21 protein-coding genes and 3 pseudogenes are annotated in these 26124 nt (G+C 45.8%); 9 read left to right on the forward strand and 15 right to left on the reverse strand.

Features of this window, described 5'->3' with window-relative positions; genetic code table 11:
* From H6G03_RS30065 to H6G03_RS30080, 4 genes and pseudogenes are all read right to left on the reverse strand, one after another.
* Positions 1-3681: esterase-like activity of phytase family protein (locus H6G03_RS30065; protein ID WP_190473159.1), on the reverse strand; the 3681-nt coding region annotated here is incomplete at its 3' end.
* Between the two features lie 47 nt (positions 3682-3728).
* A complete protein-coding gene (locus H6G03_RS30070; RefSeq protein WP_190473164.1) occupies positions 3729-5801 on the reverse strand; it encodes a tetratricopeptide repeat protein in 2073 nt (690 codons plus the stop codon).
* Positions 5802-6348: 547 nt separating this feature from the next.
* Positions 6349-6561, reverse strand: a pseudogene (locus H6G03_RS30075) (isoaspartyl peptidase/L-asparaginase); the annotation flags it as partial.
* Positions 6562-7292: 731 nt separating this feature from the next.
* A pseudogene (locus H6G03_RS30080) lies at positions 7293-7775 on the reverse strand (carbamoylphosphate synthase large subunit); the annotation flags it as partial.
* 183 nt (positions 7776-7958) lie between these two features.
* On the opposite strand from H6G03_RS30080, the gene H6G03_RS30085 reads away from it, so the two are divergent.
* On the forward strand, positions 7959-8279 hold the full coding sequence (locus tag H6G03_RS30085; protein WP_190473168.1) for a thioredoxin family protein: 321 nt from the start codon (positions 7959-7961) through the stop codon (positions 8277-8279).
* 49 nt (positions 8280-8328) lie between these two features.
* Here the strand turns inward: H6G03_RS30085 and H6G03_RS30090 are convergent, their stop codons facing one another.
* From H6G03_RS30090 to tyrS, 3 genes are read right to left on the reverse strand one after another with little or no spacing between them, the layout of a single operon-like run.
* A complete protein-coding gene (locus H6G03_RS30090; protein ID WP_322112004.1) occupies positions 8329-8952 on the reverse strand; it encodes a hypothetical protein in 624 nt (207 codons plus the stop codon).
* Positions 8953-8954: 2 nt separating this feature from the next.
* Positions 8955-9662 carry an orotidine-5'-phosphate decarboxylase gene (pyrF, locus tag H6G03_RS30095; RefSeq protein ID WP_190473171.1) on the reverse strand — a complete coding sequence of 236 codons (708 nt, stop codon included), beginning with the start codon at positions 9660-9662 and terminating at the stop codon, positions 8955-8957.
* Between the two features lie 34 nt (positions 9663-9696).
* Positions 9697-10935 (reverse strand): tyrosine--tRNA ligase, encoded by a 1239-nt coding sequence (gene tyrS, locus H6G03_RS30100; protein ID WP_190473174.1) that lies wholly within the window; start codon positions 10933-10935, stop codon positions 9697-9699.
* A 454-nt stretch (positions 10936-11389) separates the two neighbouring features.
* Here tyrS and H6G03_RS30105 point away from each other — a divergent pair, with 454 nt between their 5' ends.
* Complete coding sequence (locus H6G03_RS30105; protein ID WP_407650768.1) at positions 11390-13306, forward strand: transglycosylase domain-containing protein; 1917 nt, start codon at positions 11390-11392, stop codon at positions 13304-13306.
* Positions 13307-13425: 119 nt separating this feature from the next.
* On the opposite strand, the gene H6G03_RS30110 is transcribed toward H6G03_RS30105, so the two are convergent.
* Entirely contained in the window at positions 13426-13749 is a 324-nt protein-coding gene (locus tag H6G03_RS30110) for a DUF1825 family protein (protein ID WP_190473222.1), read from the reverse strand.
* Between the two features lie 570 nt (positions 13750-14319).
* On the opposite strand from H6G03_RS30110, the gene H6G03_RS30115 reads away from it, so the two are divergent.
* Together H6G03_RS30115 and H6G03_RS30120 are read left to right on the forward strand one after the other, a co-directional pair.
* Positions 14320-14697, forward strand: a complete 378-nt coding sequence (locus H6G03_RS30115; protein WP_190473177.1) for an NINE protein — start codon at positions 14320-14322, stop codon at positions 14695-14697.
* Positions 14698-14702: 5 nt separating this feature from the next.
* Positions 14703-15239: a ComEA family DNA-binding protein gene (locus H6G03_RS30120; protein ID WP_190473180.1), complete on the forward strand. Its 537-nt coding sequence runs from the start codon at positions 14703-14705 to the stop codon at positions 15237-15239.
* A 52-nt stretch (positions 15240-15291) separates the two neighbouring features.
* Here the strand turns inward: H6G03_RS30120 and lepB are convergent, their stop codons facing one another.
* Positions 15292-15867, reverse strand: coding sequence for a signal peptidase I (gene lepB, locus H6G03_RS30125; protein WP_190473183.1), 576 nt, complete (start codon positions 15865-15867; stop codon positions 15292-15294).
* Between the two features lie 313 nt (positions 15868-16180).
* Here lepB and H6G03_RS30130 point away from each other — a divergent pair, with 313 nt between their 5' ends.
* Entirely contained in the window at positions 16181-16384 is a 204-nt protein-coding gene (locus H6G03_RS30130; RefSeq protein ID WP_190473186.1) for a hypothetical protein, read from the forward strand.
* A 126-nt stretch (positions 16385-16510) separates the two neighbouring features.
* Here the strand turns inward: H6G03_RS30130 and H6G03_RS30135 are convergent, their stop codons facing one another.
* From H6G03_RS30135 to rimI, 4 genes are all read right to left on the reverse strand, one after another.
* Positions 16511-17347 (reverse strand): transglutaminase-like domain-containing protein, encoded by an 837-nt coding sequence (locus H6G03_RS30135; protein WP_190473190.1) that lies wholly within the window; start codon positions 17345-17347, stop codon positions 16511-16513.
* 353 nt (positions 17348-17700) lie between these two features.
* Positions 17701-17916: a type II toxin-antitoxin system HicB family antitoxin gene (locus H6G03_RS30140; protein WP_190473193.1), complete on the reverse strand. Its 216-nt coding sequence runs from the start codon at positions 17914-17916 to the stop codon at positions 17701-17703.
* Positions 17917-18168: 252 nt separating this feature from the next.
* Positions 18169-20646: an ATP-dependent Clp protease ATP-binding subunit gene (locus tag H6G03_RS30145; RefSeq protein WP_190473197.1), complete on the reverse strand. Its 2478-nt coding sequence runs from the start codon at positions 20644-20646 to the stop codon at positions 18169-18171.
* Positions 20647-20838: 192 nt separating this feature from the next.
* Complete coding sequence (rimI, locus tag H6G03_RS30150) at positions 20839-21474, reverse strand: ribosomal protein S18-alanine N-acetyltransferase (protein WP_190473201.1); 636 nt, start codon at positions 21472-21474, stop codon at positions 20839-20841.
* A 63-nt stretch (positions 21475-21537) separates the two neighbouring features.
* Between rimI and lysA the strand changes: the two genes are divergently transcribed.
* From lysA to H6G03_RS30165, 3 genes are all read left to right on the forward strand, one after another.
* The gene (gene lysA / locus H6G03_RS30155; protein WP_190473203.1) at positions 21538-22944 is read left to right on the forward strand and encodes a diaminopimelate decarboxylase; all 1407 of its coding nucleotides are present in this window, start codon (positions 21538-21540) and stop codon (positions 22942-22944) included.
* Positions 22945-23090: 146 nt separating this feature from the next.
* The gene (gene cdaA / locus H6G03_RS30160) at positions 23091-23999 is read left to right on the forward strand and encodes a diadenylate cyclase CdaA (RefSeq protein WP_190473207.1); all 909 of its coding nucleotides are present in this window, start codon (positions 23091-23093) and stop codon (positions 23997-23999) included.
* Positions 23996-24745, forward strand: coding sequence for an isoprenyl transferase (locus H6G03_RS30165; RefSeq protein ID WP_190473209.1), 750 nt, complete (start codon positions 23996-23998; stop codon positions 24743-24745). Before cdaA ends, H6G03_RS30165 begins: the two co-directional genes overlap by 4 nt.
* Before the next feature lie 68 nt (positions 24746-24813).
* Here H6G03_RS30165 and H6G03_RS30170 read toward each other — a convergent pair whose 3' ends face one another.
* Positions 24814-25086, reverse strand: coding sequence for a DUF3143 domain-containing protein (locus H6G03_RS30170; RefSeq protein ID WP_190473225.1), 273 nt, complete (start codon positions 25084-25086; stop codon positions 24814-24816).
* A gap of 84 nt (positions 25087-25170) precedes the next feature.
* The gene (locus tag H6G03_RS30175; protein ID WP_456057596.1) at positions 25171-25680 is read right to left on the reverse strand and encodes a J domain-containing protein; all 510 of its coding nucleotides are present in this window, start codon (positions 25678-25680) and stop codon (positions 25171-25173) included.
* A gap of 343 nt (positions 25681-26023) precedes the next feature.
* On the opposite strand from H6G03_RS30175, the pseudogene H6G03_RS38355 reads away from it, so the two are divergent.
* Positions 26024-26124, forward strand: a pseudogene (locus H6G03_RS38355) (transposase); the annotation flags it as partial.

Here is a 26124-nt window from a genome sequence, read left to right on the forward strand (position 1 = left end):
GGGAGTCGGGGGAGTCGGGGGAGTCGGGGGAGTCGGAGTAGTTATTGGTAACGAGTCATTAACTACGAGGTCGAATAGATTGCTAACGCTAGCACCACTACCATCTTTTGCTGTCAATTGCAGTCTTATAGTTCCTACATTATTAACATTTGGCGTACCGCTGAAAGTACGGGTAATCCGGTCAAAACTTAGCCACGTAGGTAAGGGATCTCCATTAAAAAGAGTAGCCGTGTAAGAGAGAGTATCACCAATATCTACATCGCTGAATGTATTAGCTGCAAAAGTAAAATTGAAGGGTGTAGTAGCAGTTGCCGTTTGATTGGGAATCGGTGCAACTACAATTGGCGCATCATTAACTGAGTTAACAGTAATATTGACTGAATCGGTATCGCTTAAAGCACCACCTGTGCCAGTATTGCCTAAATCGTTAGTAATAATTTGAATATTTGCAGCACCATTATAATTAGGAGATGGCGTAAATATCGTGCCATTCAACGCAGTATTAATGTTACTAATTGTGCCACTGAAAATCATGTTTGCACTACCATTATTACCACCGCTGAAATTCAACCCATTCGTGCCAGATAAATTTAAAATGCCGTTGCTAGCATTCAAAGTAACTTGAACTGGATTGTTACCTGCATCAGGATCGGCGATCGCAATTAAATTTCCATTAGCTGCATTGAAAGTTAAAGCATTATCTTCATTCGTACTTTGAATACCAGGTACTGTATTCACTGGTGGATTATTAACGGCATCGTTATCAATAATTGTGGCTTGTCCCTTAGCAACACCTATAGTAGCATTGTTGGGATTAGTTAAGCTTACAAAAAAGTTTTCTTGCGTTTCAGTCAGACTGTCATCAACGACTGGAATAAAAATATTTTGTTTAGTTTCTCCAGCTTTAAATGTGACAGTCCCTTGAGTGGTAGTGTAATCATTTGGGGAAGTAGCAGTTCCGTTGCTAGAAAAGTAATCAACGCTGATAGTTTTACCGGAAATAGCAGCAAGGCTAACCGTAAAAGTAGCGTTGTTGCCTTCGGTAACAGTGACGTTATCAATAGATAAACTCGGTAGCGGATCGTTATCATTAATAATGCCTTCTCCCTTAGCGACAGCAATACTAGCGTTGCTGGGATTGCTAAGAGCAACAAAAAAGTTTTCTTGGCTTTCGTTAACGGTGTCGCCAAGGATGGGAATAGTAATATTTTGTGTAGTTTCTCCAGCTTTAAACGTAACAGTGCCTTTACTAGCAGTGTAATCAGAAGTATCGCTGGCAGTACCATTAGTTGTAATGTAATCTACAGCGACAGTTTGACCGGAAATAGTAGAAAGACTAACTGTAAAAGTAGCATTGCTGGTACCGCTGTCACCTTCAGTAATAGTAATGTTACCGATAGAAAGCGTCGGTAAAGGGTCATTATCAGTAATTGTGGCTTGTCCCTTGCTAACTGCGATCGCAGCTTTACTGGGATTGCTTAAATTAACAAAAAAAGTCTCGTTACTTTCATTTAGAATATCGCCAACTACGGGAACGATCGCAGTTTTTTTGGTTTCTCCTGGTAGAAAAGTCAGACTACCTTTAGTAACAGTGTAATCATTTGGCGAGGTAGCCGTACCATCAGCAGTAAGATAATCAACAGAAATAGTTTGACTGTTGGCATTAGAAAGAGAAACGGTAAATGTGGCGTTGGTAGTACCGCTATCTGTTTCGTTAACAGTCACATCATCGATACTAAGTGTCGGAATAGCGCCGAGGGAATTAGCAGACCTGGGTGTACCGTGAATTACATTACCAGCAGCATCTTTGCCATTTTGGTTAATCCCATCGTTGGTGCGCCAATTACTGTCTGTATCGGCAGCTTTAGCCGAAATTCGTTCCATTGTAAACCGAGCATTGGCGCTAAAATTTACTCCAGCAGGCCATGCACCGCCATCAATATTGGCAGTATCAACTACATTACTTTTACTGTCTTGTAGGGTGAGCGATTCGCCACTATTAACTAATGCGCCTGTGTAGATTAAGTCAGCAGAAATGTCGCTAACTGTGTTATCAACAGTGCGCTCTAAAAGGAAGTATCCACCAGCGCCAATTGTTTTCCCAGCCGGAATCGTGATGTTGGGATTGCCATCGTTAGATGTCAGCGTCCAATTGCTCAAATCGATCGCACTTCCAGTAGGATTGAAAAGTTCGATCCATTCATCGTTGAAATCAGCCTGAGTTCCCATCCAAGCGACTTCGTTAATAACCACGCTTAAAGGCGGCGTGGGACCAGCTGGGTTAACAGTGATGCTGGCTGTTTCGGTAGCGGTACTGAAGGAGAATAACCCTCCAGTTCCGCTAGTAGTAATGTTTGCTGTATTGCCATTAGTGCCAGTTGTGCCATCCCAAGCGTGAAAGGTAATGCCTGAGTTAACGATACCGTTGTAGTCAGCGTTGGGGACAAAACGAATTCTGGTATTAGCATTCGATGCTAGTAACCTCGCGGCACTTTCTGAGGGAGTGCCGAAGGCTGTCCAGTTGCTACCGCCGTTGGTGGAAAATTGCCAAGTGCCGTTGGTATTATCTACTGCCGTTACTGCAATTCCTTCTGGGTCGTTGGGGTCGCTGTCGGTAATTGGGTTGCCACCAGCACCACTGGCAATAATGTGAGAAACTAAAGTGCCTGTGTTAGTAATATCGTCTTCGTTGATTGCTGTTAGAGTTGGCGACCCGCTGTTATTGAGGAGGGGAGCGCTGTTGATTTCATAAGCAGCAAACTGAGTAGATAAGCCAAAACCCAAACCGAAATCATTATCGCTGACAAGAATGAGCGATCGCTTTCCATTCGGCAAAATTGGCCCCAATGTCATGCCTTCATAATTGGCAAATAGCCCGTTAAGGACAAGAGTTTTTGACGCTAATGTAATACCCCCAAGGCCAGAAGCTATCAAACTGGGATTATTTTTTACATCAGTCGCCCCTTGTAACGATATTTGATATATTTTGCCAAAACCCAAATCAACATGGCGGTCTATGGCGAGGAGGGTATTTCCATCCAATGCCAAAAGATCGGAAACACCATTGCCAGAATCGGAGTTATAGACAAATTCTCCTTCTATAGAGTTAGTAGATAAGTTATATTTGACTATGCGAGAAGGGCTGCCATTATCTGATGTGGAATCTTGTTCTAAGGCAACTTCTGTCGTTGTAAATAAAAACTGTTGGTCAGGAGTAATCGATACGCTTTCAAAACCCCGATTATTGCGGATACCATTGCTAGTATCTGCTGGCGATACGTCATATTTAGGAGTAGGGATAGGCAGAGAAAAGTTTTGAATACCTGATGCTATATTGAACCGATTGATAAATTGGGGTGTACTTGTGGAAAACATTCCTTCTGAAGAAACAAATATATTCCCACCGCCAGCAAAGGTAATTCCTTCTGGGTCTGCAACATCTGAAACAAAAAGGTTATTAGTTGAGTCTCTCAGCAGGGTCACGCCTGTGAAAGTAACTGGTAAAGCCGCCGAACTCAGATCGATATTCAGGGTGTAAAAGCGCACATTGCTTTTGTCGTCAGAAATAGCATAGAAATTGCTGCCATCAAAGGTAAGACCCGATAAACCACCGATAGTCGTTCCACCAAAAGTTGCAGATGAATCAACTGTTGACTGCCCGATCTGAGTTGCGATCGCCATATAATTCCCTCAAGTAAAAAGCCTTAAATCTGAAAATTATAGCGATTTTAGCGTTTCATTTGAAGTAGCGATCGCCAATCTTCTACCGCCTGCTTACTCCACAGCCAGTTAGCTTGCAGTGCAGAAGGTTTAAAATTAGTGGGATCGTCTTGCATCACCTTTGTACGCAGTTTGAGCGCTTCCCCAATCAAACGCGATCGCTCATCAATTGGCTGATTTTTAGCTGAGTGCTTCAAAACTAATGCCAATCCTGCATATGCAGTTAGAGCATCGTGACTGGCAACTGATTTGTTTGGTATTTGCGCGAAGTTTTCCGTTCTTTCTTTGGTCGCTGATTCGGATTGAGCAACTTTTTCTTCCTCAGCTCGATAAAGAGCTTCAAACCAAGTTTGATTGGCACGATTTAAGTTACCTTGGGCATAGTAAGCAAAACCGAGCGCGTTGTAGTAAAGCGGCAATTTGTCACGCCCTTTTACAGCGGTTTCCCAATAACGCCGCGCATCATCTAAGCTGTAACTTTTGTCTCCATTCCGCACTGATTGCCAAGCCAATCTTCCGAACAAAAAGCTGATATCTGGATGACTTTTTTGCTCTTTTGATAAGGTAGTTAGGACAGCTTTTGCTTGTTTAATATTTCCCCTATCTAGCAAGACTTTTACCATGCTTTGCCCAGCCGATAAGTTACCTTGCTTAAAATGTTTAACTGCCATCGCGCTAACAGTCGCAGAACTGGTTTTTTTAATATCGAAGGCAGAAGTTTTTGCTGAAGGTTTAGGTTGCGGAGGCGGCGTAGCTACTTCCTCATATATAAAACTTGCCGATCGCGATCCTACACCAGACCAGCGCTGGCGGAAAAGCCAGAAACTCAAAGGTGTCAAAAGTAATACAGCAATAGGCAAAAGTAGTACGGCTTTGTTCCCGCTCGGTAAAAAATTACGAAGTGGGCGATCGCTTAGAGCCGCTCTATACCATCTTTCGATCGAATTGCTCACTTTTAGATCGGAATTTCTCGCTTCTATTTCTTCTCGGTCTTTTGTCTGAGTTAGAATAGGCTGAGCATTTACATCCGCAGGAGATTCGGAACTGGCGGTAATGGGGACGGAAATCGATCGCTCATCTATTGACGGAGCGGGAAGTTTGGGATTGACGTCCGATTCGGTGACAATTTGGTTTGCTAACTCTGGAGTTGGATTTGGTTTCGATATTTGACCGAGCAGACCGGAAATGAAAGCTGAGTCTTCTTCATCATCAAAACGATCGCACATCGACTCATCTCCAAATTCCTCCCACTCCTCGACGTCAGACTGATGGAATTCACCAAATTCTAGCGTTTGCTGGGGGATAGTGATGAATCCATCAAATTGCGGGTGAAGATAGAGGATAGGTAAAACCCAGTAAAAGCGATCGAAACCGTAAATCGAGATTAATTCCTGTCGTACCAGACTCAAACTAATCTCGACTGGGTAAACTTGACTGATGTGGTCGTAAACTAACTCCGTGAAGGTAGAAGCAACTTCGTCGGGAATTTCTGGCGGGATAGTTAGCACGCAGGGGATACCGCTTTGGTGCAACTCAGCTGCGCGATGGTCGCGATCGAGTTTATCCGAGAAATTAGCTTTCAAAATTTGCAGCGTTCCTTGCATATCCCCTTTGGAATTTTGGGTGCTATCTGGAGAAGATTGTTTGCCAACGCAGCGAGAAAAAGCCACACTGGTGCTGAGGACGAGAAAAGAATCTGGCGAAACTGTATCTGTTTTTTCCAAATCGCCACTATAAAGGAGTTCCCAAGGAAGATGCGCCAAACGATCGTCTTCCAAACTCAGTCGCAACCGCAATACCTCTGGCTTCGATCGAGCGATTTCTTGAGCAGTTGTCCAGCTATTGAGCAGAGTACCTTGAAACAGCGCACTGTAAAGCTGTTGGCCCAATACTGCCAGAGACTGGGGACTTGACTCTGCTGGCAAAGAATCCAGCAGTTTTGCGGCTTGGGCCAACCAATTTTCAACGGGCCAAACTACCTGCTCTTGTGTCGATCGCACTCCTGGCGCTAGCGATTCTGCTCGCACGAGGTATTTGTCTTTTTCTATTGGTGTAACGGATACGTAAAATTCCTGAGTCATTGCTACCCTTCTCTCCCGCTCAACTCCTCAATTTCGTTAGCTTTAGAAATCGCCAACTCCAAAGCGAAGGATTCGCTCTTATACTAAGTAGATTAATTTAACTGGTTAAAGTTTCGATTTTTAGAGATGTTTGCTGTGGTTATAGTGCGATCGTCTCCAGCCCGCGTAAAATCAGCACCTAGAGCGGCGATCGCGGTATGAGAGGATTTTGGATTGGCTGCTGGGCAGTTCTTGTTGCCAATTTAGTTGAGTTTTATCCCGATCCGAAGGCTTGCCGATCGAACAAAGAGATGGTAGATGCACCCTGATAAGACAACCTCCCCCGACTCTAAGAGGCGGGGGTTTTTTGATGAAGGCAGTTTTTAGTGGAATCAGAATTTGATCTGAAGCTATATTAGCCGCCGATCTTGTTTTTGATTGCAAAGATATCGTGAAGCTTTTACTGGGATAAATTTAAAGATCGGAATTTTCACTAAAACCAAGAAACCCCCGAATGCAATTCGGAGGTTAAAACACGGGTTGTGGATCGATCGAATCCAAATTAAATTCAGCGATGGGCGAGTTGTTTTTTCTTGGTAAAGACAGCCACTTTGTCATGTCCTGCGGTCATATAAGCACAAGCCATGTCCGTGGAATTATGGGCCCAACCAACCCGTCCTTGCGGGTCTACCAGAACGCACCCAGCCTCTCCTGACACCTTCGATGCCAGAGTTTCGATCGCCATCTGAGCTGCTTCGTCTGGGTGTCTGCCTTCCTTGAGAGTTAGCTGCAACTTTCTCCTCGGTGATGGTTTTCGCTCCACCGTGAACAATGATGGCTAATGTCATCTATAGCTCCCGATCGATTTTTACGATATTTCTGTAAGTGTTGAAGGTAAAATCGCTTCTTCAATTACATTTAATCGCAGCCACAAAAATTCAAACTTCATCCTTAGAGGTGTCTTACCCCCGCTTAAGGAAGAGTTCCCTATTAAGTAACTTTGTTATCCTAAATACAAAATTTCCTGGTCTTTGGGATTTATGGTGAAAAGTATTTATCTATATTACCGATGTGAGATCTGTGAGTGACGGCACGGAGAGTTAATTATCGATCGAAAGTGCTGAATTTATCGCCTGTGCCTAACCCACCCTACGATAATATAACCTTTCCTTATTACCACAAAAACGGGAGAGCCAAATTTACCGGAGCGAGCAGATCGGTAAATTTTATTTAACGGAAGTTACCCCCAAAGGGGGTAACTTCCGGCGATATCAAATGCAAAGCTATCTGGATTCTCAGCAACTTAATTCTGTTTATTAGCATTTCTATGTCTGCGATTAAATGCTGAGTATTTCTCACCTTCTCTGTTTTAAATGTCGGGGTTTTGTCCATAATGAGAACCAACTCCCTAGTAGTGCTGTTTTGACTATCATTTTGGCTGAGTATTTGATGCGTTGGTTCTCTCTTAGGGATAAAGCTAATGTATCAATTGCTAGCGATCGCGTATACATTTTACTCAATACCTTGCAATCCCTTACTTTCTAAGTTATGCTCGATGTGCTGCATCTCCTCGATCGTCTCTCCAGTAACTATCCCGTAAATTTCCGTGTAAATTTTTCCGTATTTAGACTTCTCTAAAGCCGACAGGATGATAAAATCTTTGCGATCGAGGTGCGCTCTCAGAGTTGTGAGAACCGAGTCCAATGCGCCATCCATGCGGTAGTCACTCGAATATTTAGCAACTTCCTTTCCCAGTCCTAATAGAGTATGACGCTGCAAGCACATCGGAGTCGAACCGTTGACTCGGAAATTGGCATCGATCGCATACAATTGTCCGTCTTTATCTTCCAGCTCATCGAAACCAATAACGCCAAAATAACCGTGCTTGTGTGCATACTCACCGATAGCCGCAATCATCTCAAAGAACCTGCTCATATCGGTTTGGCGGTAGTGAATCAATCCCCCTAAATAGTTGCCTTCTGGGATGTCGAGTTCATATAATAATTCCAGTCTCGTTTGTTTCAAGACACACTCCCGCAACTACCTGAAAAACAAGGTATTAGTTGCCCAGTTTTTATTCATCTATCTGCAAGCAGAGTGGTTACTCTTGTATCCTTCAACACTTAAGGGTTTAATAAGGAAGGAAATGCCTTTTGCAAAGCGAGGAGAATTCTACCGATGGATAGAGCCGTAATCAAATTTTCTTCTGAAGACTGCGGCATTTGCCATAAGATGTCGTTTTATGACCAGAAAGTAGCTGAAGAACTGGGTTTGCAATTTATCGATGTAAAAATGCAGGATACCGCCACTTACCGCAAGTATCGCAAAATTCTTTTAACCCAGTATCCGGATAAAGCAGAAATGGGATGGCCAACCTACCTGATCTGCGATTCTCCAGAAGGAGAGTTTAAAATCTTGGGAGAGGTTAAAGGCGGCCATCCTAAAGGAGAATTCAGAAGTCGGCTGCAAGCAGTTTTGGATACAGCCACTACCAGCTAGTTTTTTGTTTGGAGGTGAAGTGCTGTAGGGTTTGGTTTAATAGTTCTATTTAGGGCTTTGACTGGATCTTTTGCGATCGCACCGTTCCCGCATAGCAATCCCGCAACCAAATTTCGATCGCCTGACCGATAACTCCATAACTGCTATCTCTCGGTGCAGTGGGAGGTCTTCCTGCCGGATAAGGCCCAGTCATAGAAAACATCATCGCCAATCGCCAACCACTTTCAGTTTTTGTCAGAAATAACCAGTGATAATCCTGTATTTGAACTGGTTTTTTGCTTGTATATCTGCGTTGCAATGTAGTGAAAAAAACCTGCTGAATATTGTCTCCCCCCTGCGATGTTGTCGGGTTATATTCGCCAGGGCCAAGGGTTAGTGGTGAAAATTCAGCTTGACCTGCCACTATAAAATAACCGTACACATCAAGGCTGCGGTCACGAAGTCTAGCTCGTTGAGTTACCCTATTAGCATAACTCGGTAAATCCCGCAATAAAATATTTATTAATGTTTCCACATCCGCAGGACAAGAAAATCTTTCTCTTTTTGCTGCTAGAGATGAAGTGACGGGAAAAAGCCAAAAGTAAAAAGGTAAAAGCAAACATATAAAACTGTATATTTTGACTTTACCTTTATTCCTAAAAATCTGTCTGGGAAAGTACTTTTGGCTTTTCACTTTTAAATCTCGTCGCAAATGCGTTCAAAAGCGGCAACTGGATCGGGTGCAGCAGTGATGGGACGACCGATCACCAGATAATCGGCTCCTGCTTTAATAGCTTCTGCTGGCGTGAGATTTCGCTGTTGATCTCCAGCTTCAGCCCACTTCGGTCGCACTCCCGGACATACTAACAGAAAGCGATCGCCGCAAGTTTGTCGCAATTGCGCTACTTCTTGGGGCGAACAAACTGCCCCATCCAAACCCGCTTCTTGAGCTAACAGCGCCATCTGTAAAGCATATTCTGGTAATTCTAGGGGAATTTTGAGGTCAAAAGCTAAATCCCGCGAATTCAAACTTGTTAATAGCGTGATGGCAATTAACTTTGGTGGTGAATAGCCAGAAGCAGCCGCACCTTCCGCAACTGCCGCCTTAGCTGCCTGTAAGGCTTTACGACCGGCAGTGGCGTGGATGGTGAGTAAATCTACTCCATACCTACCAGCAGCGCGGCAAGCACCAGCGACGGTGTTGGGGATATCGTGAAATTTGAGATCCAGAAAAATGCGCTTTTGTCGCTCTTTCAAGATGGTCAGAATTTCCGAGCCGGTACTGACAAATAGCTCTAAACCGACTTTCCAGAATGTTACCTGGGGCAGTTTTTCAACCAGAGCGATCGCTTGCTCTTGAGTTGGTACATCCAAGGGAACGATAATCTTGTTATTGTTGGCCATTACTTAATTTACCGATCGCCAATTTCCCGAACAGCTAATTTGGATTGACCAAGCGGACAAACTTATTTTTGCCAACTTGCAACACCCGTCCTTGCAAAGAAGCTGGAGAATCAAAGCTAAGATTTACATCTGTCACCTTTTCGCCATCCAGTCGCACTCCTCCCTCTTGAATCTTCTGTCGAGCTTCCGAACTGCTTTTACACAGTTTGCTGGCACTGACGATATAGAACAATTTAGCGGGAAACTGGATATTTTCTAGGGAAAATTCGGGTAATGCTTCGGCTTGTTCCGTCTTACCGCGAGCTATTTTTTCCGCATCTTCTTTAGCTTTTTCGGCAGCTTCCTTGCCGTGATACTGGGTAACGATATCCAAAGCCAGAAGAATTTGGCGATCGCGTGGATTTTCTGGCAATGTATCTAAAGGGATATTCGTCAATAACTCAAAATACTGCTCCACCAAAATATCTGGCGTTTGTCGCAGCTTTTGGTACATTGTCAGCGCATCTTCCCGCAAACCCACATAATTGCCCAGAGACTTCGACATTTTCTGCACGCCATCAGTACCGATCAAAATTGGCATCAACATTCCAAACTGAGGCGATAAACCGAAATATCTTTGCAAATCTCTGCCGACAGCAATATTAAACTTCTGGTCTGTTCCTCCCAACTCCACATCCGCCTCAATTGCCACAGAGTCATAACCCTGCATCAACGGGTAGAGAAACTCGTGCAGATAAATAGGGCTTTCTTTCTCGTAGCGCAGGGCAAAACCCTCTTTGGCCAACATCTGTCCTACAGTCATCGTGGATAGCAAATCCATAATCTTGGCCAGATCCAGCTTGGAGAGCCACTCTGAGTTATAGCGAATTTCCAGCCGTCCGGGCGTATCAAAATCCAGAATTGGGCGCACTTGTTCGAGATAAGTTTGGGCATTCTGCGCCACTTGTGCCGGTGTCAGTTGCTGGCGCACCTCCGATTTACCGGTGGGATCGCCGATGCGAGCGGTAAAATCACCAATGATGAGGACAGCTGTATGACCGGCATCCTGAAATGCCCGCAACTTTCGGACTGGGATACTATGGCCTAAGTGGAGATCTGCACCTGTGGGGTCAATCCCCAACTTGACTCGCAAGGGCCGATTTGTCTGCGCTAACCGTTCGACCAAATTTTCATGACGATTTTGAGAATCTGTAAGATTGGGAAAAATTTCACTCACGCCTCGGTACAACCAGGCGAGGTTTTGGGTAATACTAGGCGATTGATGGGAGGCCATACTTTGCCAATGTCCAGTTTGGTTCGCAATAAAACTGTCATTTCTCAAGCCTCAAAAGTGTTTTTGACTTTTGAGCCTTTACTGATGACCGATAACCGATGAGGGTTGACAATAGAAATGCTTAACAGCCAGACTACTATAACTGTAAAAGCAGCCAGAATATCTGTAGTAGTTTAATCAGCTTTGTCAGGGGCAGGTTTATCCATGTATTTCCAAAGCCAGATAAATCAGTTTTACTGGATCTATAGCTTCTGGCCAGAACCAGTTAATCCTCTCAACTCCTATAGGGGTGGGTTGCACGACAAACCACGACCCAACGGTTAGGTGTACAGACAGTTTCCTACTTAGAATCTTCCTGTCCCCATAATAAGTAGTTGGAATATAACAATCATAAGGACTATCCAGTCGCCGTTTTTCTTGTTCAGTTTGTTTTCTTTGAGGAAGTCAAATCGCCGTGTCCTCCAACACACTCCGACAAAAGCCATCCACAACGATCGCACCAGGATTTAACTTTGTTCAGACGATCGCTAAAGTCACTGGCGGAACTCTTCTGAGCGTCACCATGCTAACCAGTTCCATTGTAGCTGGCGGGCTGGTTGGCCTAGCGATTAGCTTCCGCAACCTCCCAGATGTGAGGATTATGGGCACCTACTCTCCGTCAGAAACAACTCACATCTACGATATCAAAGGCAAGTTGCTTGCCAGTATCCACGGTGAAGCAAATCGCGAAGTCGTCCCCCTGGACAAAATTTCTCCCGAACTCAAACGAGCTGTGATGGCTATTGAAGATAGCCACTTCTACCTGCACCACGGCATTAACCCAAGCAGTGTCGGTCGCGCCATCAAAGCCAACTGGGAAAAAGGTGGGGTCGTAGAAGGTGGTTCGACGCTGACCATGCAGTTGGTCAAAAATATATTTCTCAATCACAAGCGGGCTTTTAGCCGTAAAGTAGCAGAAGCGGTGATGGCCATACGCTTGGAGCAAATCCTTACGAAAGACAAAATTTTAGAGCTATACCTGAATCAGGTCTACTGGGGTCATAACAACTATGGGATTGAAACCGCTTCGGAAAGCTATTTTGGCAAGAGCGCTGCCGATTTAAACCTGGCGGAAGGAGCGATGTTGGCAGGTTTAATTCAAGCTCCAGAAGAGTACAGCCCCTTTCTGAACTACAAGAAAGCAAAAGCCCGACAAGCACAGGTTTTGGGGAGGATGAGGGAGCTCAATTGGATTACCGCCGAAGAAGAAGCCGCCGCGAAGAAGCAAGTGCTTAAATTAGGTAAACCTACCTCGTTTCAGAAAAGTTTGCTTCCATACGTCACCGATGCTGTCACTCAGGAGTTGATCCAACGCTTTGGACGCTCTACGGTGGAAAAAGGCGGGATGCGAGTTCAAACTACGATTGACCTCAATTTCCAACGTATGGCGGAAGAGTTCATCGGTCGCGAACACGCGAGATTGCAACGCCGCGGATTGTGGGGTACGGAACTGGCTCTAGCAGCAGTCGATCCCCGCACCCATTTTGTCAAGGCGATGGTAGGAGGTTCCGACTACAGCAAGAGCCAGTTTAATAGAGCTACTCAAGCTCGCCGTCAGCCAGGATCTGCCTTTAAGCCGTTCGTTTATTATGCGGCGTTCGCTACTGGTAAATATTCGCCGGAATCTACTGTCTACGACACTCCTGTTCGCTATCGCGATGGCAGTCGCGGCTACGCTCCCAGAAACTACGACAATACTTTTGGTGGAGCGATGAGCATTCGAGCCGCACTACAAGTATCGCGTAACGTTCCGGCAGTGAAAATGGGACGGGCTGTGGGGTTGGATAAGGTGATTGAAGTTTGCCGGACTTTGGGCATTAAGAGCCCAATGGAACCTGTGATTTCTCTACCTCTGGGGGCTATTGGTTTATCGCCGATGGAAATGGCCAGCGCTTATGCGACCTTCGCCAGTACCGGTTGGCAATCCGATACCACCTTCATTGTGCAAGTGACTGATTCTAGCGGCAACGTGTTACTGGACAACACGCCCAAACCCAAGCTAGTTCTCGATCCTTGGGCAGCTGCTTCTATTACCAGCGCTATGCAATCCGTAATTAATAGCGGTACTGGAAAATTAGCTCAGATCGGTCGCCCTGCGGCTGGGAAAACTGGTACAACTTCTTCAGAAAAAGATGTTTGGTTTGTTGGCTTTGTACCGCAATTGTCTGTGGCTATTTGGATTGGTAGAGATGATAACAGACGTTTGGCATCTGGTGTAACGGGCGGTCATTACGCCGCGCCGATTTGGCGTAATTTTATGCTTAAAGCGATGAATGGCGTCTCTGTGGAATACTTCCCATCGGCTTCCAAGTTTAAGCGTCCTCGTCCCTAAGAAATTTTAGATTTTGGATTTTAGATTTTAGATGGGTAAAGTTGGTGCGAAGCGAACAATTATCAGAAACTGACAAGCCGCCCAATCATCTAAAACCTAAAATCTAAAACTCAATGGGACTAGGGCTGCTTTTCCAGTTCTGCCTTCATACGCTGGAGGGTAAAACTCATTTGGTCAAACATTTGCTGGGGCGTAATCCCAAATTGACCTAACTGAGTTTTCAGTTGCTGCACGGTCATTTGAGCCATGAAATCTTCGGAAAGCTCAAAGCGCTTCATAAAAATGCGATAGCGCTCCATCATCGCTTCCCATTGCTCGATGAACAGCTTTTTGCCCTCGCGGTCAAATTTGCCGTAGTTATTGCCAAGTTGGATGAGGGATTGATAATCCTCAGCTAGTTGCTTTAGTTCTTGCTGAACAATCTCAGAGTCAAAAAATCCCATTGCGCTTCCATTCAGTCGAAAATTTGGATTAGTGGCTAATTCGATCGCATCTGCTACAATTCTAGTCCAGTCTGCAATTATCTTTCCAAAAATTTGCCCAAAGGTCGATCGCGATCGATTTTTTTGGCTCGACCAAGCTTCAGATGGAGGAAGCAAATTAATATTTTGACACTCCTCGACCTCAAGGTACGAGGATTCTTGGGCTGAATCCTGCCGCCACTAAGTAAACTTAGCTTTGGCCTTACAGTTTCATGTCTAGTCCGACTACACCTTTTACAGCAAGCACTCTGCAAGGACTACTCCCCAAGCGTGAATTTCCGTATGCCCTACGGTATTTAATTTCTATTTTCTCCCACCTATGCCATATTTTTTTTAGAGGGCAGTGAGGCATTGGAGCAACCTATTCGGATTGGTGGCATTAGTCTTTATCCAGCGAGTAAGTTCGTATGCCACAACTACATCTTATGTTCCGCTTGCGTTCAATTTTACCAAAAGCCGTCGTAGAACGACGGGGTTTTCAACCCAATTTTTCGATAAGATAAGAAAACCACAGGTTCTAGAGGCAACAGGATGTTGAGTAAGCCGAAAAGTCGAAAAGTGGCGGCGATTTTGGCTTTTAGTGGAGCGGTGATACCTGTTTCGGGGCTCCACAAGTTTTATTTGGGACAACCGGTGTGGGGTATTCTGTATTTGGTGCTATCGTGGACTCCCATTCCCCATGTGGCTAGCGCGATTGAAGGATTTTGGTATTTAGTTCAAGATCGAGATCAATTCGATCGCAACTTTAATCTCCATACAGAAGTAGCTGTAAAATCGGGAGTTGACCCCAAACAAGTGGCTGCTTATGCGGAAGCTTTGCGTCAACTCGAACAGTTGCGCCAAGATGGACTGATCACAGAATATGAATTCGAGCAAAAGCGCCGAAAGCTACTTGACCAAATGGTGTAAGGTATATGGGATTTGGGGACTGGCTCATCTCGCGGCAAAAGCAGAATTATCTCCGCCAGCGAATTCTCAGCGATCCTTACTATCGGCTGCAATCAACTGAAGAAATCGCTGTGGCGGCGTCGCTGGGAATTAAAATCGATCCGAATCGCGCCACTGTAGATGATTGGTTAAGGCTGCCGGGACTGTCGATTCACCAGGCACGATCGCTAGTTTCTCTGTCTCGCTCTGGTGTACAGTTTCATTGTTTGGAGGATGTCGCGGCGGCGTTAAGCTGGCCTAGCGAGCGACTTAAACCTCTAGCACCGATTCTCAGCTTTTGTTACTACGACCCTGAGAGTGTCTATACGCCTCAACAGATCAACCCAAACACTGCTTCCGTGGAAATGCTGAGTAAAATTCCGGCGATCGATACTTTTTTGGCACAATCGATCGTGCAGAATCGCCAGTCTGGCGGTTATTACCGAGATTTAGCCGATTTACAGATCAGGTTATCTTTACCCGCAGATACGATCGCTCAATTGATGCACTACTTCAGGTTTTGAGTTTAAGATTCCAGAAACCCGGTTTCTTGAAGAAACCGGGTTTCTGTCTGTGTCATTTGACAAAGCCAATGCGGTTTAGGGGCCAAAAACGAAAGAAAGCGCGACCGATGATGTTTTCTTGCGGTAAAAATCCCCAAATATGGGAATCATTACTGTTATTGCGGTTATCTCCCATCACAAACAGATCGCCTTGGGGAACTGTTCGCGGGCCCCACTCATAGGCGGGAGGTTCGGCAATGTAATCTTCCTGGAGAGGTTGGCGATCGAGATATACTTTGCCGTTAGCGATCCTCACCAATTGACCGGGTAGGCCGATCGTCCGTTTGATGAATGCCTGATCTTTAGCATATCCCTGAATTTGCAGTTGTGGGGGAGGATCGAAAACTACAATATCGCCTGTTGTTGGGGAATGAAAGCGGTAACTGAGCTTATCGACGACCAAGCGATCGCCCACTTGTAATGTCGGTAGCATAGAATCAGAGGGAATATAACGCGGTTCGGCGACAAAAGTCCGCAATAAAAGAGCCATTGTCAGCGCTATCGCCAAAATTGCCAGATTTTCCCTGATTTGACGCCATAATCTCCATCCAAATGAAGAATCTGCCAAATCTTTTTCGTGATAGTCCATAGAAGTATTTTTAGCAATAGAGTGGCTGTCAGCCCGTTTCTTGTTGAACTTGTTTAAGTCCAAATTAATTATTTTCTCACGGATCGCACGATTGCTACGCTTGTTTGTGCCCTAAGACAAAATTCCTTCTTTAGGGGGAAGCAATCAGATGATCTGCGTCACAGCCCATAGCTCAGCGGATCACCTAAAACCGATTGTGGAGTCACGCGCTAGTTTCAGGGAACATCACAGGATCTCTGAGAGTCGCGTCAACAGGCAATCTAGCGAAAAGTCCCATACTGACAGTAGTTAGTCAGTGAGTTGAGAGAGTTGTATGATGATCCGCGATGTGGTGCAACAAGCTATAGCAACAGGTTATTTGACTGTGGAAGCCGAAAATCAATTACGGCATCTTCTCAGCAGGAAGTACGATTTAGAAGATATGAATGCGTTTTTGAAGTTGCAGCAGGCAGCGATGTCCGGTTATGTTAAGCAAGAGTCTCGTGAATTGATCGCTGCCAAAGCCACAAGCTGTTAATCTGGCAACTTTATTCTAAAATCAGTCAGGGTGTTTCTGGTTAGCAGGAAAGCGAAAGGCAAAAGCCCAGGCCAATATTTGATTTGGCACTGGGAGTGTTATTCAAATTCTGTTTCCGAAGTGATGTTAGGAAATTGCGATCGCCATAGCTTCAGTAGAAGCTTTGTCGAGTTGTTCTACTTGTGATGGTTCTACAAACAGTTTCATTTCTGCCATTTGTACGGAACCAAACAAGGTAGCAAAAGCGACATCTGCCGCATCGAGACCCTTTCCAATACGAATTATACTATTTAACGGCACCAAACGGGTGGCATCAAACAGATACCAGCGATCGCCCAGATAAGCCTCAAAACAAGCGTGAAAATCGGGGGGATTGAGACCGTAAGCATAAGCGCTGACAAAACGCGCTGGAATATTCAAAGCGCGGCAGAAAGCAACGCCTAGATGGGCAAAATCTCTACAAACACCCGTGCGTTGCATAGCTGTGTCGTAAGCCGAAGTCTCAGAATTGCTGCTACCGGAAATATACGTAACTTTGTTATAAATCCAGTCGCAAATCGCACTAACTCTAGAATAACCGGGTTCTAATTCTCCAAATTCACTCTGCACCAAACCCATCAGTCGATCGGATTGGCAGTAGCGACTGGGATAAAGATATTGTAGAGTTTCCATCGGCAAATCTGCGATCGTCACTTCAGGAATTGTATTGGGGTCTGCCGAAAAGTCTGACAATTCGACTGTTGCTTCATAGTTAACTTCCAATGTGCCCACAGGCGCGTTAACTCGTACATATCGATTTCCACTTACAGGTGCAATATATTCTTCAAACTTCACACCCGGTTGTAAATTTAGCTTTTCGTGGGAAATGCGTTGGTAGTTACTATTAACTACATGGATATTGAACACCAGAGTGCTGGGTGTGTTGATGGTGTAACGTAATAAACAGCCAAGGTAAAATTTCATACTTATTGTTTCAGAACTTACGTAAATGCTAAAGCGATCGCACTTTTGCGTCCAGGGGTTGAAATCGCGGCTTGTCTAACAAAACTCGTCGCTTGATACTATCCATCCGCTTTGAATCGCTTGATTACCTCAAGAACGTTGATTAGTTTTCGTTTCTATCCTAAATTTTTTTAAGGCTGAGTGTTACCCTTCTTCCGACAGATGTCAGACATCGTTTTATGTTGTAAATTGGGGATAATGAGAGAATTTAGAGAATAAGTATCAAAAAAACAAGCAGCAAAACAGCAAACTGGGTGAGTGGTAAAAATTAAAAGAGATTGGGTCTTTGGTACTAAGCTGATAAGTATTGATAATTAAGCTGCAACAGAAATTGCTTTTGCTTTAAGTGATGGTTCTGGAATCGGTTGACCATCTTCTCGAAGAGTGTCAATATAAAGCTCAATTGCTTCTTTAATATTATTTTCTGTTTCTGCCAAAGTTTTCCCTGTTGAAATACAACCAGGTAAATCAGGAACATAAGCTGAATAGTTAGTGCCAGCGCATTCAAAAATAACAACATATTCTTTCATTATTCATCCTCCAGTTGTGCTTGTTTCCAAATACTTTTGAAACTAACTCTCCCATACTCAGTGGCCAAATTTTGATACTTTTGGGAAAAATGTAGAGAAACCCGGTTGCTTGGCCCAAGTCCTAAGTTTATTTTCAACAGGTGAATAAAAAAGAGTGTGGGTTGGAATCAATCGAAAAACGGTAGAAACAAGTTCTACCGTTTTCTCATAGAATTAATTGGTTTGATGTGAAAACTCAACACTCAAAAAGCATTACTTTTCAAGAACGCTTGGTGTCAAAGCTTTCTTTTGACCTTGTAAAACCTTAACCTGACCTTGATCGTCCACATCTACTACAGCCGTATCGCCGCTGTGGATGCGTCCGGAAAGGATTTCTTCGGCGAGAACATCTTCCAACAAACGCATAATTGCGCGACGTAAAGGTCTTGCACCGTAGCTGGGATTGTAACCTTCTTGCACCAAGCGATTCTTGAAGGCTTCTGTTACTTCCAGCGTGATTTCCTGTTCGGTTAAACGAGTAAATACTTCGCGCAGCATGATGTCGGCGATGCGTTTGATTTCTTCGTTGTTGAGCTGGCGGAAGACAATAATCTCGTCGATACGGTTGAGGAATTCTGGGCGGAAGTACTGTTTGAGTTCTTCGTTAACCAGGGTGCGAATGCGGTTATACTGAGCTTCAGCTTGACTTTCGGAAGCGCCATCGAAGAAGCCGAGTTGGCTACCGCCTTTCTCGATTACCTTCGAGCCGATGTTGGATGTCATGATCAGCAATGTGTTCTTGAAGTCCACGGTGCGTCCCTTGGCGTCGGTCAAGCGACCGTCTTCCAAGATTTGCAGGAGCATATTGAACACATCGGGGTGGGCTTTTTCGATTTCGTCGAATAGCACCACAGTGTAGGGACGACGGCGCACTGCTTCTGTGAGCTGACCGCCTTCGTTGTAGCCAACGTAACCGGGAGGGGAACCGATTAGCTTGGATACGGTGTGGCGTTCCATATATTCCGACATATCGAGTCGGATCATAGCTTCTTCAGAACCGAAGAAGTAGGAAGCCAATGCTTTGGCTAATTCTGTCTTACCTACCCCTGTTGGGCCAGAGAAGACAAAGCTGGCGATCGGACGGTTGGGGTTCTTCAGACCGACTCTGGCGCGACGAATGGCGCGAGAAACAGCCGTTACCGCATCTTCTTGTCCGATCAAGCGCTGGTGCAGGGTATCTTCCATGTGCAACAGCTTCTCGGATTCAGATTCGGTCAGCTTGTTGACGGGAACGCCAGTCCAGGATGCCACAATTTGGGCGATATCTTCCTCGGTGACAACTGGCGATAAATCTTTGTCAGTGGAGTCTGTCTTTTTGCTTTGAGAAATAGCGCGAATTTGAGCTTTGATTTCCATTTCGCGATCGCGCAATTCCCCAGCACGATCGAAATCTTGGGATCTCACTGCATCGTCTTTTTCTTTAAGTACCTGACGCAGTTCTTTATCGAGTTCTTTTGCTGCTGGTGGCAATTGCGAGTTAATCAAACGTACCCGCGAACCTGCTTCGTCAATTAAGTCGATGGCTTTATCTGGCAGATAGCGATCGGAAATATAGCGATCGGATAATTTCGCCGCAGCTGACAAAGCTTCGTCAGAAATTTTCAGTTTGTGGTGCTGTTCGTAGCGATCGCGCAAGCCATATAGAATTTCGATAGTTTCTTCTACCGTTGGTTCGCCCACCATCACCGGTTGAAAGCGGCGTTCCAATGCCGCATCTCGTTCGATGTGCTTGCGGTATTCATCGAGGGTTGTTGCACCGATGCACTGGAGTTCGCCTCTAGCGAGTGCGGGTTTGAGGATATTGGCGGCATCAATGGCACCTTCTGCGGCACCAGCACCGATGAGGGTATGCACTTCGTCTATTACGAGGATGACATTTCCGGCTTGACGGATTTCATCCATGATTTTCTTGAGGCGTTCTTCAAATTCACCCCGATATTTTGTGCCTGCAACCAACAAACCGATATCCAGAGTAACGACCCGTTTTTCTTCCAAAATATCGGGTACGTCGTTATTAGCGATGCGTTGTGCCAAACCTTCTGCGATCGCCGTTTTCCCTACACCCGGTTCCCCAATTAACACTGGATTGTTCTTCGTGCGACGACCCAAGATTTGGATCACCCGTTCGATTTCCCGCTGACGACCCACTACAGGATCGAGCTTACCTTCCCCAGCCATCTGAGTTAGGTTCGAGCCAAATTCATCGAGAGTTGGTGTTTTCGTGCGCCCTTGAGTTGCGCCTGGGGTTACTTCGGTATTTTCGCCCAGCATCCGAATCACTTGCGTCCGGACTTTGGAGAGGTCAACGCCTAAATTTTCCAGGACTCTTGCTGCCACGCCTTCCCCTTCCCGGATTAGGCCCAAAAGCAGGTGTTCCGTGCCGATGTAGTTATGCCCCAGTTGACGTGCTTCTTCCAGGGATAACTCCAGAACGCGCTTTGCCCGTGGAGTAAAAGGAATTTCGACAGCAACGAATCCAGAACCCCGACCAATAATTTTTTCTACTTCAATGCGAGCATCTTTTAAATTAACGCCCATTGATTTAAGTACTTTGGCGGCGACGCCGGTCCCTTCTCCAATCAGACCTAATAAGATCTGCTCTGTACCTACAAAGTTGTGTCCCAGGCGACGTGCTTCTTCCTGGGCCAACATGATTACTTTAATTGCTTTCTCTGTAAAGCGCTCAAACATGGCAGCCTTCCATCACCTGCTTAGTTCCGGTAAGCTTGATTCTAGCATAGGCAATTTGTTCGGCTGTCACACTCTTGGAGTAGACAATTAGTACGGATAGCCGATGAGACCCTTGAGGGATTGCAAATTTTAGATTTTAAATTGGGACTCGATCCAAATAAAATTCAGTCTGAATTCTCATCTCTCGAATCTCTAAATTTTTTTTATTTCTGCTGAGCTTAAATCCCAGCCATGTGCAATAAGGCGAGAGCGAACTTGCCGATCGCAGTCTGCCAAAGTTTGCTCAAAATGCGGATGTCCGAGACCGCTAAGCCATAGAATCAGAGCATCTTCACCCGTATCCTGGTAGTAACCCCGTCGCCGTCCGGCGATTTGAAAGCCAAACTTTTGGTAAAGGGATAGTGCTATTTCGTTATTAGCTGCCACTTCCAGAGTTACTCGTGACAAAGAGCGCTTTTTAGCTGAGGATAATAGAGCTGTTAGCAGCACCATACCAAAGCCTTGAGAGCGATAGTTCGGATGTACGGCCAGAATAGTGATATGAGCTTCATCTAAAATCGCCCATAGACATCCTAGCCCCAAAAGTGTAGGTTGAGAAAGTAAGGGGGGGAGTCGGAAAGTAGGGGAGTCGGGGGATTCATTTGCAGGTTTTGCCTCGCTGCGATCGTCTTCCAGAAGAACAATAATATCGCTGTTGCGACTATCTAACTCTTTTTGATAGCCCTCCAGAGTCCAAAGTCCACCAAAACACAGTCGATCGAGTTCGACTACTGCGGGTAGTAGTTCTGCGGTCAGCGGTTTTATGTTTAAAAAGTTAAGAGCCCTCAATTGTACACTGATTAACGAGACGCACTTACGCCTGTCATTCTAACGTTGGATCGTTCCCACATTATGGTATCAACTCACCCGGTAGAGGTTCGCAATTCTGGCAGTCAGTATTTGCCACCTACCACCAATACATCAGAGACTGTTTCGCCCAATCAACAACTTCTACCGCTTACAGCCAAGGTAAACAACCGTGATTGCCTGGAAATTGGCGGTTGTGATGTAACTACTCTCGTTCGGCAATTCGGATCGCCGCTGTATATTTTGGATGAAGAAACACTGAGGACGGCTTGCCGTCAGTATCGGGATAATTTTAAGCGCTACTATCCGGGTAATTCTCAGATTGTTTATGCCTCGAAGGCTTGGAATTGCCTTGCTATTTGCGCGATCGTGGCAAGTGAAGGTTTGGCAGTAGACGTTGTATCTGGTGGCGAATTATACACTGCTATATCAGCCGGTGTCAATCCGGAATGGCTCTATTTTCACGGTAACAATAAATCCCGTGGCGAACTTGAGTTTGCCGTAGAGTCCGGCTGCACGATCGTGGTCGATAATTGGCTGGAGCTAAAAACTTTGGCTTCTTTGGCAAATACCTCCTCAGCAGTTAAAATAATGCTGCGGCTGACCCCCGGTATTGAATGCCACACCCATGAATATATCCGCACTGGCCACCTAGACAGTAAATTTGGCTTCGATCCCAACCAAGTCGATGAGGTACTGAGTTTTGTCAGCCAAGCTGCTTCGCTCTGTTGTGTGGGAATACACGCTCACATCGGCTCTCAAATTTTCGAGCTGCAACCCCATCGCGATTTGGCTGGGGTAATGGTGCAGTGGCTGGATAAAGCAGCCTCCTTGGGATTGCCGGTGACGCGCTTGAATATCGGTGGTGGCTTAGGAATTTGCTACACGGAAGCAGACGATCCTCCCAGTATCGAAGCGTGGGTGAAAACGGTGAGCGAATCGATCGTCGCATCCTGCCAAGCACAGCAAGTACCTCTGCCGACGCTGATGTGCGAACCCGGACGTTCTCTGGTTGGCCCTGCTTGCGTCACAGCTTACACCTTGGGCAGCCGCAAAGAGGTTCCGGACATACGCACTTACCTGTCGGTTGATGGTGGTATGTCTGACAATCCCCGTCCGATTACCTACCAATCAGTTTATCGAGCTGTAGTGGCCAATCGGATGTCGGCTCCTTTAACGGAAACGTTAACAATTGCAGGGTTACACTGTGAATCGGGAGACGTTCTCATCAAAGATATCCAGCTGCCTCAAACCGAACCGGGAGACATCCTCGTAGTTATGAGTACTGGTGCTTACAATTACAGCATGGCTTCCAATTACAATCGCGTGCCCAAACCGGCAGGGGTTTTAGTGAAAGATGGGGAAGCTAACACGATCTTGCAGCGAGAAACTTATCAAGACTTGGTGCGACAGGATCGTCTCCCAGAACGACTGAAGCTAAACAGTCGATAGTAGTTATGTAGTTAGTAATTAGTTGGCAATCACCGCTAATTGCTAACTTCTGTATAGGCGGGGAAAGCTTTCCCCGCCCCTAGCAATAGCTGTAGGGGCAGATTGAGAAACCCGCCCCTACTAACCACTAACGATTAGCAAATCTAATGGGAGATGCGCTTGAGCGACTGCTGACAAACCTAAGCTGGACTCATTCCTTGCTTGATGTCGGTTTGGTTCTGGCTCTCACTTATGTGGTGCTTGTCATCATTGGTGAGCGACGCACCCTTTGGGTAGTTAGGGGATTTATTGTCCTCATGCTGGCAACGGCTGTGAGTAACAGTCTGAAGCTGGCTCTGTTGAATTTTGTGCTGGAAAAGTTGGTGGTGGGCTCTGCTGTGGCGATGGCTGTGATCTTCCAGTCCGAATTTCGTCGATTTCTGGAACAATTAGGTCGGGGGGAAATCACGCAGCTGTTTCACTCCTCCGGGAGAACTACGGCTCAGGCAGATAGTGTGATCGATGAAATTGTCGATGCGGTTAAGGAACTTTCGCAAAACCGGATCGGTGCGCTAATTGTGATGGAAACCAGCAGTCCGATCGACGAACGAGATTTTTCTGTTCCGGGTGTAAAACTCGATGCGGAAGTGTCGAAAGAACTTTTGCAAACTATTTTCCAGACGACTACCCTATTGCACGATGGGGCGGTTTTGATTGGCGGTTCTCGGATTATGGCGGCTGGGGTGATTTTGCCGCTTTCGGAACGCACGGCTTCGCGGCAGCTGGGTACGCGCCACCGGGCGGCAATGGGAATTACTGAGCGCGTCGAAAACTGTTTGTGTATTGTTGTATCTGAAGAAACGGGTTCTATTTCGCTAGCCGAAAGGGGTACTCTAAATAGACCTTTGACCAGCAGCAAACTGAAGGAACTGCTGGAGGCGCGATTCTCTTCATCGAGCGATGAGAGAGTTGTGGCTCCGAATCTGCGGACTTTAGGCCGTCAGATCGGTTCTAGGGCTCAGCTGGTCTCGCGTTTACTCCGTCTGCCATCATCGGCTTCTAGAGAAAAAAAATGACTGCTAAGCAAACTCTCTTACAAGAACTGCCTGCCGATCTAGACCGAGAACGACTGCCCAGGCACGTTGCGGTGATTATGGATGGAAATGGTCGGTGGGCTAAGCGACAGGGGCTACCTCGGATCGTGGGCCATCGCCGGGGGGTTGATGCGCTTAAGGATTTATTGCGCTGTTGTAGGGATTGGGGCGTGGAAGCGCTGACTGCCTACGCTTTTTCTACGGAGAATTGGGGACGCCCGCTGGAGGAAGTTGATTTTTTGATGACTCTGTTTGAGCGGGTGTTGCGGCAGGAGCTGCGGGAGATGATGGAGGAGAATGTTCAAATTCGGTTTGTGGGTAATTTGAATGCTCTGCCTCGATCGCTCCAAGCAGAGATTGAGCGATCGATGAACGAAACTAAGGACAATCAGGGTATTAAGTTTACTGTGGCGACGAATTACGGTGGACGCCAGGAAATTGTGCAGGCAGCTCGAGCGATCGCGCATCAGGTGCAACAAGGTCTCCTGCAACCGGAACAAATTGATGAAGCGTTATTTCAAAAGCATCTTTATACTTCAGGTATTTGCGACCCGGATTTATTGATTCGCACGAGTGGGGAAATGCGAATTAGCAATTTTCTCCTCTGGCAAATGGCTTATGCGGAAATTTATATTACTGAAACTCTGTGGCCTGATTTTGACAGAACCGAGTTTCATCGAGCTTTGTGCGATTATCAAAAACGCGATCGTCGTTTTGGAAAAGTGTAGCAATTATAGATTTTAGATTGCAGATTGTAGATTTAAATTCTATCTAAAATCTACAATCTAAAATCGGATTATGGGCCAGAGAAAACCGCTGCTTCGATATCGCGACGAGTGAGGGAGTATTTGAAGGCGCGTTGGATGTCTTTACCGTTTTCTCCTGCTTCTATGTAACGCACGGTCAGTTGATCTATATCTAGGCACAGTTCGGCTTTCCAGGTCGATCGTTCGACTCGCCAGCAATGCAGTTCGTTGCGGTCTTGTTCGCATCCCCGATCTCTTAGCCACTGTTCTATTTCCGGGAGGGGATGGTTGTACAAAGGGGTATCGGCTGGAAGCATAATCATGTGGAACTGAACTATCCTCACTATAGTCGCTATTCCGACTGAGTGGGCTTGCTAACTTACTGTCCTAGTAGTTGCCCGGAATTATCAAATTTTCATTTCTGGTGATGGAATCGATTTCTCCGTTGGTGTTAGAGTGGGACTGACTTGCTGTTGTACAGTTTGATTCGACGGCGATACGGGTTGGGTCAGTCCGATGGCGATCGCTAATAGCAGACATCCCACAAAGGTAACTAGCATGATAAATAGTGCAAATATTTCGCCGGGGGAGAGGGGTCTGTCTGTGGGGTCGAGATAAGCTGAGGAAGATTCGTATCCTTTGTCGGAAACGGGACGGTTGAGGTCTGAGGGTGGTTGAATGACGGTGACGCGGGAATAGCCGATTTTAGTATCGTAGTGTAAGCGTCGCTCTGGGTTACTGAGGGTGGCGTAGGCTTCGTTGAGTTGTTGGAATTTGGCAGTGGCGATCGCTTCTGGCAGTTCTGTAGTATCGGGATGGTAGCGTTTGCTCAGTTCTCGATACGCTCGCCGGATTTCTACTGCGGATGCAGAAGGATGTAGCCCCAACAGGGCGTAATAACTAGAACTTAGGGGTATTCTAGTGGAAAACTGACGATTCTCTTGGTTGTGAGTTGCTCTGTTGCTTGTCACCTGAGCTTCCCTCTCCCTAGTTCTGAAAGCATCTCAACTATTTTAACTAGGTCGCGGACACAGGTTGTATGCGAGCATCTGCGATCGGGGTGAACTACCCCGCCGCATAGGCGGACGGGGCTATCGACAATTTTGACATTTTGAGGATATTGAATTGACCGAAAAGCGAGACGCAAGCCCCTGGCTTTAGACATGGGGATAAGTCGATAAGCGACTTTAGTCGCCGTCTCGATTTCCGTTTAGACTCGAATTGCGTTAAACTAATTGACGTAGAGGTTTTCCGAGTCAAATGATAGTTTTAGAATTTAAAGCTCAAGGGAAAACAACTCAATACCAAGCCATTGATGAAGCAATTAGGACTGCTCAATTTGTGCGAAATAAATGTCTCCG

The sequence above is a fragment of the Aerosakkonema funiforme FACHB-1375 genome (assembly GCF_014696265.1).
In the GTDB taxonomy this organism is placed as follows: Bacteria; Cyanobacteriota; Cyanobacteriia; order Cyanobacteriales; family Aerosakkonemataceae; genus Aerosakkonema; species Aerosakkonema funiforme_A.